The sequence below is a fragment of the Microbulbifer sp. HZ11 genome (assembly GCF_000708675.1).
Classification (GTDB): Bacteria; Pseudomonadota; Gammaproteobacteria; order Pseudomonadales; family Cellvibrionaceae; genus Microbulbifer.
This window is the reverse complement of the sequence record NZ_JELR01000001.1, coordinates 1,264,672-1,283,281: the sequence shown is the minus strand read 5'-3', so window position 1 is coordinate 1,283,281 and position 18,610 is coordinate 1,264,672. Positions and strand designations below refer to the sequence as shown.

General features: G+C 53.6%; 8 protein-coding genes. 4 read left to right on the top strand and 4 right to left on the bottom strand.

Going from position 1 to position 18,610, the window contains the following annotated elements:
• The first annotated feature begins 19 nt into the window (after nucleotides 1-19).
• The 4 genes from AU11_RS05520 (at nucleotide 20) to AU11_RS18250 (ending at nucleotide 11,948) form a co-directional block, all read left to right on the top strand.
• The gene (locus AU11_RS05520; RefSeq protein ID WP_043317058.1) at nucleotides 20-1,471 is read left to right on the top strand and encodes a TolC family outer membrane protein; all 1,452 of its coding nucleotides are present in this window, start codon (nucleotides 20-22) and stop codon (nucleotides 1,469-1,471) included.
• 60 nt (nucleotides 1,472-1,531) lie between these two features.
• Nucleotides 1,532-3,691, top strand: coding sequence for a type I secretion system permease/ATPase (locus tag AU11_RS05515; RefSeq protein ID WP_043317056.1), 2,160 nt, complete (start codon nucleotides 1,532-1,534; stop codon nucleotides 3,689-3,691).
• Nucleotides 3,691-5,010, top strand: coding sequence for an HlyD family type I secretion periplasmic adaptor subunit (locus tag AU11_RS05510; RefSeq protein ID WP_231491573.1), 1,320 nt, complete (start codon nucleotides 3,691-3,693; stop codon nucleotides 5,008-5,010). The genes AU11_RS05515 and AU11_RS05510 overlap by 1 nt, the downstream gene beginning before the upstream one ends.
• Before the next feature lie 407 nt (nucleotides 5,011-5,417).
• Nucleotides 5,418-11,948, top strand: a complete 6,531-nt coding sequence (locus tag AU11_RS18250) for a BapA prefix-like domain-containing protein (protein ID WP_197023770.1) — start codon at nucleotides 5,418-5,420, stop codon at nucleotides 11,946-11,948.
• Between the two features lie 178 nt (nucleotides 11,949-12,126).
• Here AU11_RS18250 and AU11_RS05500 read toward each other — a convergent pair whose 3' ends face one another.
• From AU11_RS05500 to AU11_RS05490, 4 genes are all read right to left on the bottom strand, one after another.
• On the bottom strand, nucleotides 12,127-12,993 hold the full coding sequence (locus AU11_RS05500) for a D-alanyl-D-alanine carboxypeptidase family protein (protein ID WP_043317054.1): 867 nt from the start codon (nucleotides 12,991-12,993) through the stop codon (nucleotides 12,127-12,129).
• Between the two features lie 51 nt (nucleotides 12,994-13,044).
• Complete coding sequence (gene murF / locus AU11_RS18670; protein ID WP_369797799.1) at nucleotides 13,045-14,319, bottom strand: UDP-N-acetylmuramoyl-tripeptide--D-alanyl-D-alanine ligase; 1,275 nt, start codon at nucleotides 14,317-14,319, stop codon at nucleotides 13,045-13,047.
• A gap of 1,018 nt (nucleotides 14,320-15,337) precedes the next feature.
• The gene (locus tag AU11_RS18665; protein ID WP_369797798.1) at nucleotides 15,338-15,439 is read right to left on the bottom strand and encodes a hypothetical protein; all 102 of its coding nucleotides are present in this window, start codon (nucleotides 15,437-15,439) and stop codon (nucleotides 15,338-15,340) included.
• A 1,046-nt stretch (nucleotides 15,440-16,485) separates the two neighbouring features.
• Complete coding sequence (locus tag AU11_RS05490; protein ID WP_043318264.1) at nucleotides 16,486-18,516, bottom strand: NADPH-dependent 2,4-dienoyl-CoA reductase; 2,031 nt, start codon at nucleotides 18,514-18,516, stop codon at nucleotides 16,486-16,488.
• Nucleotides 18,517-18,610 lie beyond the last annotated feature (94 nt).

Below are 18,610 nucleotides of genomic sequence, written 5' to 3'. Positions count from 1 at the left end.
CGATTCCCGCGAGCTAAGGATGGCTGAGCGTCGTAATGCCCGCCAGTCCAGATTTCTTCTTCTGCTACTCGTAATCGGTGTATTTACGGGCGCCACTCCCTTACTTGCCGATACTTCCCGGGAGATTGAGATCGAATCCATCAGCCCGAGCCGGTTACAAAGTGAGGTGGCAGTTAACCCGCTGTTCTCCGCTCAGCCCCTGAATCCGGTAACCACGTCGAGTACCGGCGCTTTTCAAATCAGCATGACAAATGCTGTTCAGCAAGCGGTTGGATGGCATCCGGCGGTTGGGCAATCTGTCGGTGAACTGCAGCGGCAGCAGGAAAATATTCGCGCCGCGCGAGCCGGCTATTTTCCACAAGTCAGCGTTGGTGTTGTAGGTGGATACGAAACAGAAAACGAAGGGAATGGTGATGGGCACGCAGTCCAACTCTATGTTTCGCAAGTTCTGTACGATTTTGGAAAGATAGCGGGTAGTGTCGACACCGCAACGGCTGGAGCCCGGGCATCCCAGGCACGTGTACTTCAACAGATTGACACGATTGCTCGCGATACAGCGCAGGCAGCGATTGAGGTGCTGCGATACCAGTCGCTGGTGGACTCCGCAGATGCTCAAGTAGAAGGTGTTTCCGCAATTTCGAATCTCGTGATCATGCGAAACCAGCGTGGAGCAAGTTCACGCTCAGATGTACTGCAAGCTCAAGCGCGGATTGAATCGGCTCGCGCTAATCGACAGCAGACCATTGCTCAGCTCAATCGCTGGCGCAGTGTTTTGCAAAATCTAATGGGGGTCGAGCAGTCAATAGTACTAAATAACGGAGTTCCCCAGTCTATTGTTAGCGGTTGCTCAGTTGATCCTCTTCAAGCGAACACCGCTCCCGCAGTGCTGATCGCAGAAGCAGAACGTGCGGAAGCGGTAGCGCAATTGAAGGAGGCTCGTGCCCAATCCTGGCCGACACTATCGCTGGACGGAAGCGTAAATAGCTATCTGGACCAGGAGTATGTCGACGTCAATGCGCTTAATGATCATGAAAGTGCGATATTTCTGAATCTATCTATGCCGATTTACCAAGGGGGAAGGTTGTATGCAAATCGCGATGCTGCAAATTTTGCTATGCGTTCTGCTGAGGCTGCAAAAGACAATGCTCGGCTGGCAGTTGCGAGAGATCTGCGTATCGCGCAGAGCCAAAGCATCGGTCTGGAACGTAGTCTGAATATCCTCGATACCCGCCTACATGCAATTGAGGAAACCAGAGATTTGTACCGTAAGCAGTACTCGGCATTGGGGACGCGTACTCTGGTGGAATTGCTCAATTCGGAAGAAGAGGTACAGCAAGCTCGTATTGAGAAAAACAATACACAATACGATCTGTATAGCTTGCAAGTTGATTGCCTCTACACCGTAGGGCAGATTCGCAGTGCCTTCAATCTTGATGGCCGTCAGATCCAAGGCATTGAGATTCTGCCGTGACCATGCGTTTTTCTCGAGCTTGCAGTGGAATCACAGATTTCAAGGGTGGATATAAGTAGTATGAATAGTTCCGATCAATTGCGCGCAGATTACGCCCCTTGGCTCGCTGCCGTACTTTCCGTTGCGAAATATTACCGGTTGGATTTCTCGGCTGAAAATGTCCGTATTGCCGGTGATTGGAGTGGTAAGGGGACGACTGAAAGCGTTATTCGGAGTATGGCGAGACAGGCTGGCCTGGTTGCTCGGTTTACTACATTCAATGAAAATATGTTGTCTCCTTGGCGTCTGCCCCTGGTAGTTCAGCTGAAAGGTGGACAGGTTGGAGTCATCCAGACTATCGATGGGAAGGGAAAAGTAGCGTTATCACTGAGTGGTGATGACGGTGCCACAACATCCGTCAAATCTAGTGTATTGACCCGGGAAGTGACATCTGTCGTAGTCATGAGGCCGTCTAGCAACGTCTCAGATGTTCGTGTTGATGACTACATAAAGCCGCCCGAGAAACACTGGTTCCGCTCTATCATATTGCGAGATGTGAAACCGTATGGACATGTGGTTATTGCGACTACAGCGGCTAATATTCTCGCTCTCGCAGGAATCCTTTTCTCTAAGCAGGTATATGATCGTGTTATACCGGCGGAATCCATGCCCACGTTGTACGTACTCTTTGTTGGTGTGTTAATTGCAATTCTTTTTAGTTTTATTCTGCAAGTAACGCGTATAAAGATCACAGATCTTCTGGGAAAACGGGCGGATATTCGAGTCTCTGATCTTGTTTATGGTCATGCAGTCCGGTTACGAAATAGCGCGAAGCCGAAATCAACAGGTGTGTTTATTTCGCAGATCAAAGAGTTGGAGCGAGTCCGGGAAATGGTCACTTCAACGACTATTCTCGCGCTTGCGGACTTCCCATTCTTTTTTCTCTTCTTGTTTGTTATGTGGTATGTGGCTGGCCCGCTTGCGTTGGTGCCTTTAGGTGCGCTGGTGCTTCTTGTTGTGCCTGGGTTACTCGCGCAGAAAAGGCTGTCGAACCTCGTCGCAGAGGCAAACCGGGAGGCTGCTCTGCGGAATGCAATGTTGGTAGAAACCATCCAGGGTATGGAGGACATCAAGGCGTTACAGGCGGAGCAGCGTTTTCAGCAACAGTGGAATCACTATAACGCGGTGACATCTGAGGCTAGCCTCAAACTGCGCAATCTGATTGGCAGGCTGACAACCTGGACCCAAAACATTCAAACTTCGGTCTTCGCCGTCGTGGTCTTGATTGGTGCCCCAATGGTAATGGCTGGAGATCTGACAACGGGATCATTAGTCGCCGCTTCAATACTGGGCTCGAGAATGATGGCACCAATGTCACAGATTACACAAGTCTTGAGCCGCTGGCAGCAAGCGAAGTACGCCTTGAAAGGCCTGGATCAGATCATGCAACTACCTGTGGATCATCCACAAGGGAGTAAGCGAGTACATATTCCTAGCATCTCTGGCAACTACTCCTTGAATCAGGCAGTGTTTAAATACAGTGCAGATTGCGCTTTGCCTGCACTCACCGTATCGAAACTGAATATTCGGTCGGGAGAGAAAATTGCGATTCTTGGGCGTAATGGAGCCGGAAAGTCAACCTTGCTGCAGGGCTTGTCTGGAATTCTCGAGACAAGCCAAGGCGAGATAACACTTGATAATGTAAGTCTGTCCCATATTGATCCGGCGGATACACGGAGAGATATTGGCCTTCTCACACAAAACTCGAGCTTGTTCCACGGTACGCTTCGAGAAAATATCACTCTCGGTGCACCGGGTGCGACTGATCGCGAGATAGTGGCGGCACTGGATATGTCTGGGGCCTTGGAGTTTGTTCGGAAACTCTCGAAGGGATTGGATCACATGGTTTTAGAGGGGGGATTAGGTATGTCAGGTGGGCAGCGGCAATCCCTGCTTCTGGCCAGGCTGTTCATTCGCGACCCGAGCATAGTTTTGCTGGACGAGCCTACTGCATCACTCGATGACATGACTGAAAAACGCTTTATCGCCAAACTGCAAAAGTGGGCTGTCGGAAGGACGTTGATTATCGCAACCCATAGGAGCAGCACACTTCAGCTCGCCGAGCGAATTCTTGTGGTGGAGAATGGAGAGCTGGTCCTGGATGCACCAAAAGCAGATGCCTTGAGTCGTTTGGCGCAAGCTTCTTCACGCGATAGTCGGAGCAGAGAGGTAGTCAGCTAGTGGCAACAGATAGTGCGAAAGGTTCGAATAATGAAATTGGCGCGAACCCAAGTAGTGATCAAATGATCATTCCTGCTGCTATTGGCGCAATCGACGATAAATCGAAAAGTGCGAGTAGCGTTGCAATTCTTGAAGCTGATTTTCAGAATGCCGGAGCTCATTTCAACGTCGACCTTGATGATTCTCGACTAACAAAATCCACTCGAGTTGTATGGATTTTTTTACTTCTATTAATTTCCCTTATTACATGGTCGTATTTCGCGGAAGTCGACGAAGTGTCCCGAGGAAGTGGAAAGGTAGTACCGACATCTCGCGCACAGATCATCCAGTCGCTTGAGGGAGGAATTCTCGCAGATCTGAAAGTGATGGAGGGGGATATTGTCGAGCAGGGGCAAGTCATCGCGCAGCTTGACCCGACGAAGATCCGATCAAATGTCAATGAAAGTGAAGCACGGTTTCGCGCAGCTTTGGCTAGTGCCGCGCGATTAAGTGCAGAAGTGAGTGGTGGAAAGCTGGCCTTTCCGCGTGAGTTAGCCGGATATGAAAGTTTGATTGCAAAGGAGAGAAAACTGTACGCAATTCGGCAGAACGGATTGAAAGACGCATTGGAGAGCCTGGAGGAGTCGCTTGATCTGGTAAAAAGTGAACTGAAAATCACCAAGGATCTGGTGGAATCCGGCGCAGCGAGTAATGTAGAGGTGCTCAGGTTGAGCCGCCAAAAATCTGAGCTGGAGCTTAAAATCAAAGAGGCCAAGTCAGAATATATGGTGCAGGCTCGAGAGGAGCTTTCCAGTGTCAGCGCCGAAGTCGAAGCATTGCGATCTATTATTGAGGGTCGGTCCGACTCTCTTACCCGGCTAACCCTAAAATCCCCGGTCCGTGGCATAGTCAAGGACATCGCTGTGACCACAATTGGAGGTGTCATACCCCCGAATGGTCATTTGATGGAAATCGTACCCCTGGACGATCGCCTGTTAGTTGAGGCGAAGATCTCTCCTAGAGATATTGCCTATATTCACCCGGGGCAAAGCGCGAAGGTAAAAATTACCGCGTACGATTACTCAATTTTTGGCGGTCTAGAAGGGAAGGTGGTGACGATATCTCCTGACACGATTCAGGACGAGAATAAACCTGATGAATATTATTATCACGTAACCATACTCACTGACGCGCCAGCCTTAATTAATAAATCGGGTAAAAGATTCCCAATTGTTCCCGGTATGATTGCGTCAGTAGATATAAAGACGGGGGCCAAGACAATTTTTGATTACCTCGTTAAACCTATCAATCAAGCCGGCGAGGCACTCAGGGAGCGCTAGTTCGTCAGCCAGGTTCGGTTTTCATCTCGACCACCTGATGTATTCCGACAGGTGGTCTCATCCTGTCTATGTCAACAGCGATTTCGAAATTTTGCTTTTTGCACAGTTTTTAGAGATCCACCTCCCTAATTGAAAGCAGTGGCCAAGTAAATGGCTCTTTCGGATTCCGGAAGGGGCTATTGGATGCATTCAGTGTCATTTCTTCGACCTGACAGTTCTCGACAACTATTTATTTACTAGTCTGTAAGAAATCTGACTTTCCGCGCAGAGCCTTGGTGTTGGTTGTCGAATATGAACGTTCTTGGCTCTCTACAGGTTTTGAATAATCAAACAGATTCTGACGTGGCTTTCGATTGTGTGGTTCTAAGGCTATTTCAAAAATAAGGTTCCTAAGCTAGGTGATGAATATGAAGGTTCAGGTAGTCGCGAAATCCAGTGGCGAGATAGCAGAATTTGATGGCGTAACCCTGGCGTTGAATGAACCGGGGATGGTCAAGTTATCCTTGGCCGAGGATGAAATAGATTCTTATGCTCGATCAGGAAATAACCTGATCGTGCAATTGGTCTCGGGAGAAGTTATTACAATTCAAGGGTTCTTTTCTCCACATAGTGACGAAGAAAAGAGCGACCTTTTTCTTAAAAATCCAGACACTGACGAGGTACTACTCGCTCACTTTGGTGACGATGGAAGCTTCTTTTCAACCTCCTTAGTAAGTAGCAGCACTGACTTGGTGGGAGTCGTTCCTGCGAGTCAGCAAGTATGCCCCTGGGTTTGGGCTGCTCTGTCTGCAATAGGTATCGCGGCTATCGCAGAAGCAGTTGACGATGATGATGATGATGATGACGATGGCGACAGAAGCAATACGGATGGAAGAGAGCAAAGAGATACTTTTGAGCCCTTTACGCCGAGCCCACGGATCATAGACCCACCAGCCCCGCCACCCCCCGATGGCGATGCAGACGCAGATTCTGATGCAGATGCCGACGCTGATGCGGATGCCGATGCGGATGCCGACGCCGACGCCGACGCCGACGCGGATGCCGATGCCGATGCCGACGCAGATGCCGATGCAGATACCGACGCCGATGCAGATGCCGATGCTGACGCAGATGCCGACGCAGATGCCGACGCAGATGCAGACGCCGATGCCGACGCCGATGCCGACGCCGATGCCGACGCGGATGCCGATGCTGACGCAGATGCAGACGCAGATGCCGATGCAGACGCAGATGCCGACGCAGATGCGGATGCCGACGCAGATGCGGATGCCGACGCAGATGCGGATGCCGACGCAGATGCGGATGCCGACGCAGATGCGGATGCCGACGCAGATGCGGATGCCGACGCAGATGCGGATGCCGACGCAGATGCGGATGCCGATGCTGATGCTGATGCGGACGCAGACGCAGACACAGACGCAGACGCAGACGCCGATGCCGACGCTGATGCAGACGCGGATGCCGATGCGGACGCTGATGCAGATGCCGACGCTGATGCAGATGCCGACGCGGATGCGGATGCGGATGCGGACGCCGACGCCGACGCAGACGCCGATGCGGATGCTGATGCCGATGCCGATGCCGATGCGGATGCCGATGCCGATGCGGATGCGGATGCGGATGCAGATGCGGACGCCGACGCCGACGCCGATGCCGACGCGGATGCTGACGCAGATGCCGACGCAGATGCAGATGCCGATGCGGACGCAGATGCCGACGCAGATGCCGACGCGGACGCAGATGCCGATGCCGACGCCGATGCGGATGCGGATGCGGATGCAGACGCTGATGCCGATGCCGATGCCGATGCCGATGCGGACGCAGATGCCGATGCCGATGCGGACGCAGATGCGGATGCGGATGCGGATGCGGATGCCGATGCGGACGCTGATGCCGACGCCGACGCCGACGCCGACGCCGACGCCGACGCCGACGCTGATGCTGATGCCGATGCCGATGCCGATGCCGATGCGGACGCAGATGCCGATGCCGATGCCGATGCCGATGCGGACGCAGATGCCGATGCGGATGCGGACGCCGACGCAGACGCCGACGCCGACGCCGACGCCGACGCCGATGCGGATGCTGATGCCGATGCCGATGCCGATGCCGATGCCGATGCGGATGCCGACGCGGATGCTGACGCAGACGCAGACGCAGACGCAGACGCAGACGCCGATGCAGACGCTGATGCCGACGCGGATGCCGATGCGGATGCCGATGCGGACGCTGATGCAGATGCCGACGCGGATGCGGATGCTGATGCCGATGCCGATGCCGATGCCGATGCGGATGCGGATGCGGATGCGGATGCGGATGCGGATGCGGACGCCGATGCGGATGCTGATGCCGATGCCGATGCCGATGCCGATGCCGATGCCGATGCCGATGCCGATGCGGATGCGGATGCGGATGCGGATGCGGATGCCGATGCCGATGCGGATGCCGATACCGATGCCGATGCCGATGCCGATGCGGACGCAGATGCCGATGCGGATGCGGATGCGGATGCGGATGCCGACGCCGATGCCGATGCCGATGCTGACGCAGATGCTGACGCGGATGCAGATGCCGATGCGGACGCTGACGCTGACGCCGATGCAGATGCCGATGCCGATGCCGATGCCGATGCCGATGCCGATGCGGATGCCGACGCCGACGCGGATGCCGACGCTGATGCGGACGCTGACGCCGACGCTGATGCGGACGCCGATGCGGATGCGGATGCCGATGCGGATGCGGATGCCGATGCCGACGCCGATGCAGACGCCGATGCAGACGCCGATGCAGACGCCGATGCAGACGCCGATGCAGACGCCGATGCAGACGCCGATGCAGACGCCGATGCAGACGCTGACGCGGATGCGGACGCCGATGCTGATGCGGATGCGGATGCGGATGCGGATGCGGATGCCGATGCCGATGCGGATGCTGATGCCGATGCGGATGCGGATGCGGATGCGGATGCGGATGCGGATGCGGATGCGGATGCGGATGCTGATGCCGACGCCGACGCCGACGCCGACGCCGACGCCGACGCCGACGCCGACGCCGACGCCGACGCAGATGCAGATGCAGATGCAGATGCCGACGCGGATGCCGATGCCGACGCGGACGCCGATGCCGATGCGGACGCTGATGCAGACGCGGACGCTGATGCAGATGCCGACGCGGATGCGGACGCAGATGCGGATGCGGACGCAGATGCCGACGCGGATGCCGACTCCGATGCTGACGCAGATGCAGATGCAGATGCAGATGCCGATGCCGATGCCGATGCCGATGCCGATGCGGATGCCGACGCCGACGCCGACGCTGACGCTGATGCAGACGCGGATGCCGATGCGGACGCTGATGCAGATGCCGACGCGGATGCGGACGCAGATGCGGATGCGGATGCAGATGCCGATGCGGATGCGGACGCAGATGCCGACGCCGATGCGGATGCGGATGCGGATGCAGATGCCGATGCGGATGCGGACGCAGATGCCGACGCGGATGCCGACTCCGATGCTGACGCAGATGCAGATGCCGATGCGGACGCGGACGCGGACGCGGACGCAGATGCCGACGCCGATGCGGATGCGGATGCGGATGCAGATGCCGATGCGGATGCGGACGCAGATGCCGACGCCGATGCGGATGCGGATGCGGATGCAGACGCTGATGCTGATGCCGATGCCGATGCCGACGCCGACGCCGACGCCGACGCCGACGCTGATGCTGATGCTGATGCTGATGCAGACGCGGATGCCGATGCGGACGCTGATGCAGATGCCGACGCGGATGCGGACGCAGATGCCGACGCAGATGCCGACGCAGATGCCGACGCAGATGCGGACGCCGATGCGGATGCGGATGCAGATGCGGACGCCGATGCAGATGCCGACGCAGACGCAGATGCAGACGCGGATGCCGATGCGGACGCCGATGCCGACGCAGATGCGGACGCCGACGCAGATGCAGATGCAGATGCCGACGCGGATGCTGATGCCGATGCGGACGCAGATGCCGATGCGGACGCAGATGCCGATGCGGACGCTGATGCAGACGCGGATGCGGACGCCGATGCCGATGCCGACGCAGACGCGGATGCAGACGCGGATGCGGATGCGGACGCCGATGCCGATGCTGATGCCGATGCGGATGCTGATGCGGACGCCGACGCCGACGCCGACGCCGACGCCGATGCGGATGCCGATGCAGATGCGGATGCGGATGCCGATGCTGACGCAGATGCCGATGCTGACTTCGAGCTAATAGACGTAAACGACGAAGCGGTTCTGCAGTGTGAGATCACGCTAGAGGCCGAGGTTACTCCGGATACTGATAGTGACTCTCAGTTTGATGTCGCAGGCATCACTATCGCGGATCTGGCTAGCCTGAATATCGGCACAGGTCACCCTCTTGTGGAGTTCGGCCTGGACGAAGACACAAACGAAACAGTATTTGACCTGGATATATCCGGGTTGGTGGGAATCGGTGTACTTAATGACTACGTCTTGATCGTCGAGCGATTTGAAGGCGGTTCATGGGAGCGTGTTGATGATGCTGAAAACAATCTTGATAGTGGTCTGCTATCTCTCAGCTTGCTGGGCTTGGGGGGAACGTCTGGCCAGGTAACACTGGAGAACCTTGAGCCCGGTTCATATCGCGCAACTCTGGTGCCAGATCCTGACCTTATCGACGTCAGCGTAGGTATTACGCGAAGTATTGACGTGACAGCTACAGACTTTACGGAAATTGAAAGTATCGTCGGAAGCGTGAATGCGGAGGACAATTTCATAACCCAGTCGGCTAGTGGCGATACGAGCAACCTGGAAATTCAATCGGTAACCTTTGATGGAAATTTGGTAACGCCTACCGGTGGCGAAATCGAAATAGAGGGTGATTACGGCACGTTGGTCATACAGACGGACGGCAGTTACGTCTATACGCCTGATGAAGAGTCTGGCAGTGCCGGTACAGATACTTTCTCAGTAACTGTTGTTGATACAGAAACCAATGAAGCCCTGTCAGCAAATTTGATCATCGAGGTTACGAAAGAAGTTATTCCTGATGATGGCGATGCGGATGCGGATGCCGATGCAGATGCCGACGCGGACGCAGATGCCGACGCGGACGCAGATGCCGACGCAGATGCCGATGCGGATGCCGATGCTGACGCCGATGCGGATGCCGATGCTGACGCAGATGCTGACGCAGATGCCGACGCGGACGCAGATGCCGACGCAGATGCCGACGCCGACGCCGATGCGGATGCCGATGCTGACGCAGATGCGGACGCAGATGCCGACGCTGATGCCGATGCCGATGCCGATGCCGATGCCGATGCCGATGCGGATGCCGATGCGGATGCCGACGCCGACGCCGATGCTGATGCAGATGCAGATGCAGATGCCGATGCCGATGCCGATGCCGATGCTGACGCCGATGCTGATGCCGACGCCGACGCCGACGCCGACGCCGACGCCGACGCCGATGCAGATGCAGATGCAGATGCAGATGCAGATGCCGATGCTGACGCCGATGCGGACGCCGATGCTGACGCCGATGCTGACGCCGATGCCGATGCCGATGCTGATGCCGATGCCGATGCTGATGCTGATGCTGATGCTGATGCTGATGCTGATGCTGATGCTGATGCGGATGCAGATGCAGATGCCGATGCGGATGCAGATGCCGATGCGGACGCTGATGCCGACGCCGATTTCGAACTAGCAGATATCGCTGGGAACGCTGCTGTTGAATGTGAGATAACCTACGAGCCGGAAGCTGTACCAGAGGTAGATGACGACAGTCAGTTCGACCTGCTGGGTGTAAGTATCGGAAACCTTGTCAGTCTCGATATAGGTTCTGGTCACCCACTGGTGGAGTTCGGTCTGGATGAGAACACTAACGAAACGGTGTTCGACCTTGAAATCAGCGGCGCGGTAGGAATCGGTGTCCTGAATCAGTATGTACTGATCGTTGAGCGGTTCGACGGTGGCAGCTGGGTAAGAGTTGACGATGCCGAAAATAACCTCGACGGTGGCCTGCTTTCGCTCAGTGTGCTTGGTCTTGGTGGTACATCAGGTCAGGTAACGCTGGAAAACCTGGATGCTGGTGAGTATCGCGCAACTCTGGTGCCTGATCCGGGGCTGATCAGTGTTGGTGTGGCATTGACCCGCAGTATCGATGTTACGGCGACGGACCTACTGGAAGTGGAAACGGTAGTCGGCAGTCAGGCCGCGACTGGTAACTTTATCAGTGAATCCGCAAGTGGTGATACGAGTAATCTCGAGATCCAGTCTGTTACTTTCAACGGGAATGAGGTGATACCAACTGGCGGAGAGATCGAGATTTCCGGTGATCACGGCACTTTGGTCATACAGAGTGATGGAAACTACGTCTATACCCCAACCGAAGTTTTAGGTAATGAGGGGACAGATATCTTCACAGTCGCAGTGGTTGACACTGATACCAACGAATCGCTGTCGGCGGATCTGAGTATTGAAGTCACCAAGGAAGTGGTTGTGTCTGGTGAGATGGCAATGAGCTCCTTTGCGATGGATGTGGAAGATGGCAGCGATGCTTCCTCCGATGATGATTTTGTAGTACAGACTAACGAGTCTGGGCTGGAATCGCTTCAGTGGCAGGGCGGTGCAGATACTATCGCGCTAGGTGAATACAGTGATTCGTTTAGCGATATAGCGGCCATTGATCTGGACCAGGTGAATGCAGTCACACTTTCCGTTGGTCTTGATGATTTGTTATCGATCTCAAATGGCGATGACAACTTCTTTATTAATGGAGGTACTGAGGACACTGTCGATATACTCAGTGATTGGTCCGCATCCACTACAGGAACGGCGCATGGAATCGATTACCACATTTATGTGGCTACCGACGATCCGGACCAGGAGTTGTGGGTAGAGACAGGTATCACGGTGGTATAAAACGGTAACCTATGTACCGATCGAAAACCGGGCCTTCAGGGCCCGGTTTTTGTATGCGCTCTGAAAGCCGGTCGATTGTGATATCAATTGAAAAATATGGAAGACAGCGAAATTACCGTCTGATAATGGTTAGTTTCACATTTTGGGCTTAATTTTTCGTGGAAGATTTGATGTGCGGTTATTGACCGGTTTTTGCGGTGAAGCGTTTCGCCAAACGGACCATCGACAGGTAATCGTTGTAGCGGTCCCGCGGGGAGGCGGAACCTAATGTGACGGATATGAGCGCAAGATTGGAACCCAGTGAGGAAGTCGCTGCAAGGTTGAAATGCGAAGGCCAGAGCGCACCTGACTTACCGCCGCGAAATAGGGGAATATCTAATGTGGGAACTTCTCCAAGTGTAGAAAAAATAAAGCTGGACTGTATGTCGATCTGTCGCTCATTTTTTCCGTGAACCGTTATTTTATAGCGCAACTTGTTCCAAAGTCCGCGAATTATCAGGATTTCTGAGCATTGGGATACCAGTCGTGAAAGATCTCGCGCAGTACTGTACTGCGCTTTGTGAGCTAATCCATGAGAGTTGGAAAATCTCGAATTTTCCATTTTTAGCTGGCGCGCAATCTGATTCATTTCCAGAATGAAACGATCAGTGGGATTTCTGGCCGAACGTGGGTCCGTGGCCAGGAGAATATCTCCTAGTTCTCTTGCTATTACATTCGCACTGATATTCGATGATGAGATCAGTAGATTGGCAATACAATCCAAGAAGGTAATTTGATCCCCAGCCTTTAAATTTCTTCCAGAGCCTTCTGCGTCGTCAGACTCTAGAACTTTCAGGTGACTGTCTATGGGAATGTTACTATTTATTATGGTCTTTACTGCGGTTAGGGCCGTTAGAAGCTTTGTTATCGATGCCGGTGAGATGGGCCTATCTGCTTCTTTTTCGTAGAAACACAGCGTTGTTCCGGTATTGTTTTCCGATGTTATAACCCCAATTGCGCTTTTCGCAGTAAGAGAGTCGTGGTTTGAGGGGGGAGTGTCTTCCACTTGTTTATCCAGACCTATCCTGATTGTTACATCACGCCATATTCAACAGTACTAAGCGGTATCCAGCTCCAATAGTTCCTTGACCAGAAGGTGTAACCCACTTCCGTGTGAACCCTTGAATAATAGAAGATCCTCCTCACTCAGAGAGCGGGTCAGCGCTTTTTTCAGAGCCTTGGAGTCGGCGTAGACGCTACTGTCTATACCTTGTTCAGCCAACTTTGGGTTTAGGTTCCTCATCTGCTCACCGAGAAGGAATACCTTTTGTGCACCCGTTTCGCTAATGTGGGGGGCAAGTGATTCGTGGTAGTGGCGGGAGTTATCGCCAAGTTCCAACATATCGCCAAGAACAAGAATTTTCTTGGCGGAATCATGTGCAAGAGGCGTATGTTTGATCAATTGTAAAGCGGCCTGCATCGACGCGGGGTTGGCGTTATAGGCTTCGTCGATAAGATTGATTTTTTTACCCCGTATGTTCACTTTGGATAAGCTGCCACGCCCTGGAAGTGGGGTAAATAAAGGGAGCAGGGGAAGCGCGATACGAGGATCCAGACCCAAAGCATCAACGCACGCCAGACAAGCCAGGCTATTCATGGCCATGTGTAAACCCGGAGCCCCGGTAGTGAAAGACAGTGCTTCACCGCGTGCAGTGGCAATCGCTGCGCCCGTGGACGAATCGTATTGGTTCAGGCGGAAATCACTCTTAGAGTGTTGGCCAAATGAGATGATCCTGAGACTAAATTTTTTAGCTTCGGCTTCGATTATCGGCCACTCTGCTATATCCCGATTGATGACTGCGATAGAACCGGGTCCCATACCGGAGAAAATTCGACTTTTTTTCCTCGCAATTTCCTCTGTGTTGTGGTGATACTCCAGGTGTGCAGGGTGGATATTGGTGATCATGGCAACGTCGGGCCGTGCGATTGAAGAGTTCAATTGCATGTTGCCGATTGCCATTTCGAGAACGGTAAATTTTGCGTCCCAAGGGATCGACGCAAGGTTCCAGGATATCCCCAGTGGGAGATTAGCGTTGTGTTCGGTCCTGCCAATGGTGCCCCACGGGCTCAGAACATGTTGCAGCATTGCAACACTGGTGGTTTTGCCCGAACTTCCTGTGATGCCAATCAGCTTTCCCTGGAGCTGCTTTCTTGAGAATCGACCAATATCCAGTATCGCTTTCCGTACTTCGCTGACTTTCAATACCGGAGTGCTGTCAGTAGGTCGGAACTCCGGATTGTCAGTGATAATCGCCTGTGGTGTGTAGCGTAAATTTCGCAATTGAGTGGGGTGGATAAACCGTTTGTCGTTTTCAGGCCTGAGTACCACCATATTGCCAGGGCGCATGCCGGGGGAAAATATACATAGGCCCGTGGCCCGCCAGGAATCTTTTGGTGGAGTGAGCCAGTCTCCCGAGGTGGCCTGGGTCAGGTTATGCCTATTCCAGTTATCTGCTACTGGAATAGGGCGATTATCTGCTGTGGTAATTTTTACAGGTTGTTGATGGCTAATGTCGGCAGATTTTGGCGGTGCACTTAGGGGGGGGATTGCTTTGGTGTCTTTTGGTGTTTTTTGAATCAAATGGTTTCGATAGGCGATAAATCCGGAAAGGTAGTGCTCCACATCATCAATACGGACTCGAAACGCGTGGTGGCGAATGAAAAAACTGCCAAGGATGCGTTTCGGGTTTTCGAAATACATGGCGTATTCCGGCCAATAGTAGCCATTCAGCAAGTATTCTGCGCGCGTATGCAGTGCTTTGTAGAATTTTTCCAGGTCAAGTTGCGCGAGTAAATGCGTGAACTCTTCCTGATTTCGAAGTCGAGATACCATTTTTTCAGCGGCCATCATCAGTTCGAGTAGAGTGGGAAAAGTGGTAATACGCTCTAACACGAAATCGAGATAGCCAGCGACATTCCGTATGCCAAACTGGTAGTACTTTTCTTTGGGGCGGTAGAGTGTGAGCTCGTTCACGCAGTAGCTAAGCCAGTGGTCATGGGCTTGCCAGTGTTTGTTATCGATAAAGTAGTCGAATGCCTTTTCTACAGTCTGAAGCCAGCGATCGTCTTTGGTTAATCCATAGAGGCGCATCAATCCGAATGCCGCTTCGCCGTCGTAGTAAATAATGCGAAATTCTTCTTTTACTGTAAGATCTGGATACTGAAGGACATGGACGAATTTTCCTGAATTTTTGTCCTGCATGTACTGGATGCCCAGCGCAAGCTCTTCAAGAAGACTCAGATATTTTTTTGTTCCGGTAACCTCACTGTATTTGGTCAGTGCCAGTAGGCAGACCGCATTGCCTCCCAGTTTAATTTCGCCATTTGCTTCTAGTAGGAACGCTGCCTTGTCACCGGATGGCAGCTGGGTGTGCTGGATGAGTTTCCCGGTAAGATAGTGTAACGCCCGGTCGATAGCCTTTTTCATTTCGGCATCTCCAGTGGCTTCCCAGGCTTCGGTCAGTGCGTAGATGGAGCTGGTGTGACGCAACGTGTTGTATGTGTTGATCGGGCGATCAAAGCAGCAGTGCCAACCGTAGTAGAAACGTCCATTGGGTTTTACCTGGCTAGCCAGGTATTTACCACTAGATTCGATCAGTTGGTAGGTGGATCCTTCGTCGAGCTCTTCGATAATTCTGCGGCCCGCATTCCTCCCGGGCCCGTATAAAGGCTTTGGAGGTGTTTTGATGTCCTTGGAGTCCAGAAAAATCCCTTCAGTGCTCAATACGCTCACTGACGCCTGGTCGTCGAACTCGAGAGGCGTCTTTGGGCCGAACCTTGTATCGGTATAGGCACGAAATTTCTGTCGGTTGATGACTACATGGTGGATCTTGTTTCCACCGTAGAGCATTGCGTTGCCGTTTAATTCCTGTTCGAGAAATGCAATTTTACACTCAGCGTCGAGTGCTAGCCCGTAGCGGAAGTAGCCGCGCTTGGTATTTTTAAATCGTGTATTGAGGCGCTCCCAGCTCATCGTTTCCCTGCGGGTAACCCAGTCTATGCGGAACCAGCAGGGTGTTATTTTGGCGCTTTTGATAATTTTACGAGCCTGATTGGCGAGTTTCAGCCAAAGGGCATCAATATCGTGCGCAGTTTCGTGGCAGACCTTGGCTCGTTGCGCTCCGTCAGATAGGGAAAAGAAGACGGTGTAGGGCGGCGGGAGTCGGGCGATATGTTGCAGTACCCGAGGTTTGGCCTGCATAAGCAGTTCGGAAAAGGAAACGGCGGTCGCACTGGTGGCCATTTTGGAAACTATCCCTGTTGATCGTTATTTTCGGGGTAAGGAGGTGCGGACCTGGGTTTTCGCTATCGGTATCCAGGCGCTATATCCGCTTTCCTGGCGGACTGTTCCGTACGATAGAGTATAGTCAGCCTGTGGAATTCTGCTGTGATTGTCTGAATGCTGGCGAGAGATTGGGATAAGGAGTGGGGAGATTGAGTGCGAATGCGTCTGCTGGGTGCCCGCTCAGGCACCCAGCAGAAGTGGAGATCGGCGGGTTTAAAGGGCTGCGGCGAGCCGGGAGCCCTGGTCGATTGCCCGCTTTGCGTCAAGCTCTGCGGCCTCAAAGGCGCCGCCAATCAAGTGGCTGACTTGGCCGCGGGCCTGCAATTGGTCATGCAGGGTGCGTAGGGATTCCTGGCCGGCGCAAACAACCACGTTGTCCACATCCAGTACTTTCTGTTCATCCCCCAGCCGAATATGCAGTCCCTGGTCGTCAATCTTCTCGTAGGTTACCCCAGCGAGACTCTGGACATTTCGATGCTTGAGACTGGTACGGTGGATCCAGCCAGTGGTTTTTCCCAGTCCCGCACCTACTTTCGAGGTCTTTCGTTGTAACAGAAAGATCTGACGTGGGCTGGTTACTGGTTGCTGCGGTTTCAGGCCAGCGCGGTGTTCCAGTTCGATATCCACTCCCCACTCATCGAAAAACTCTTCTTTGTTGCTCGCGATCAGCTCGTCGGCGTGATCTTCGCTGTGGGTGAGATATTCCGCAACGTCAAAGCCGATGCCACCTGCGCCGATTATTGCCACCGATTTGCCCACGGGTTTCTTTTCTTTCAGCACGTCCAGATAGGTCAACACTTTGGCGTGATCGATACCCGCGATTGGCGGTTTCCGCGGTGAGATTCCGGTAGCGATGATGACCTCATCAAATTCCGCCAGAGTTTCCTCGCTTGCCACGGTGTTCAATTTTACGTCAACGCCGGTCAGCTCCAGTTTGCGCTTGAAGTAGCGCAGAGTCTCCTCAAATTCCGCCTTTCCCGGAATCTGTTTAGCGATATTGAACTGCCCACCGATCTTATCGCTTGCCTCAAATAGGGTGACCCGGTGACCGCGCTCCGCGGCTACGGTAGAGGCTGCCAAACCGGCGGGGCCGGCACCGACAACAGCAATTTTCTTTACTGCTTTTGCCGGCTCATAGTTCAACTCCGTTTCATGGCAGGCACGTGGGTTGACCAGGCAGGATGTGAGCTTGAGTTCGAAAGTGTGATCGAGGCAGGCTTGGTTACAGCCGATGCAGGTATTGATTTCATCGGCGCGGTTCTGTGCGGCTTTGTTTACAAATTCAGCATCTGCAAGGAATGGGCGTGCCATTGACACCATATCTGCCTTACCTGAGGCCAGGACATCTTCCCCTACTTGAGGCATATTGATACGGTTGCTGGTGATAACCGGTACCTTCAGGTGCTGTTTCACTTTAGCAGTAATATCTGCAAATGCCGCACGGGGTACGCTGGTGGCGATAGTCGGTACCCGAGCCTCGTGCCAACCGATACCGGTATTGATGATGGATGCTCCGGCGGTCTCAATCGCCTGCCCCAATGCAACAACCTCATCGAAATCACTGCCGCCTTCTACCAGGTCCAGCATCGATAGACGATAGATAATAATAAAGTCTTCACCCACCGCCTCGCGAATACGGCGTACGATTTCGATCGGCAGTCGAGTGCGGTTTTCAAAGCTGCCGCCCCAGCGGTCACCTCTGTGATTGGTGCGGGCAACGATAAACTGGTTAATGAAATATCCCTCGGAACCCATCACTTCGACACCGTCGTATCCCGCTTCTTTTGCCAGGGTCGCGCAGCGTACGTAATCGTCGATTTGCTGTTCCACCTCCGTATCGCTCAGTTCTTTTGGCGTAAACGGATTGATCGGCGCCTGGATGGCAGAGGGTGCTACCAGATTGGGGTTATAGGCGTAACGGCCAGCGTGCAGAATCTGCATGCAGATTTTGCCACCTTCGTTGTGCACCGCTGTAGTGATTGCTTTGTGGTGCTCTGCCTCATCGGCGGTTGTCATTTTTGATGACCCCTGAAATACACCACCTTCCTCATTGGGCGCAATACCACCGGTTACGATCAGGCCGACACCGCCCCGTGCACGCTCACCATAAAACGCCGCCAGGCGCTCAAACCCGCCGGGATGTTCTTCCAGGTTGGTGTGCATAGAGCCCATCAGGACGCGGTTTTTAAGAGTGGTAAAACCCAGATCCAGTGGCGCAAGGAGGTGGGGATAGGCGTTTGTCATGGCGGTCATTCTCTCTGTATGCGACTCTTGTGTGGCGATGGGGCCTGCTGCAAATGCTTTGGTTTCAGAGGTTTATATGCAAAAAGTTGCATAT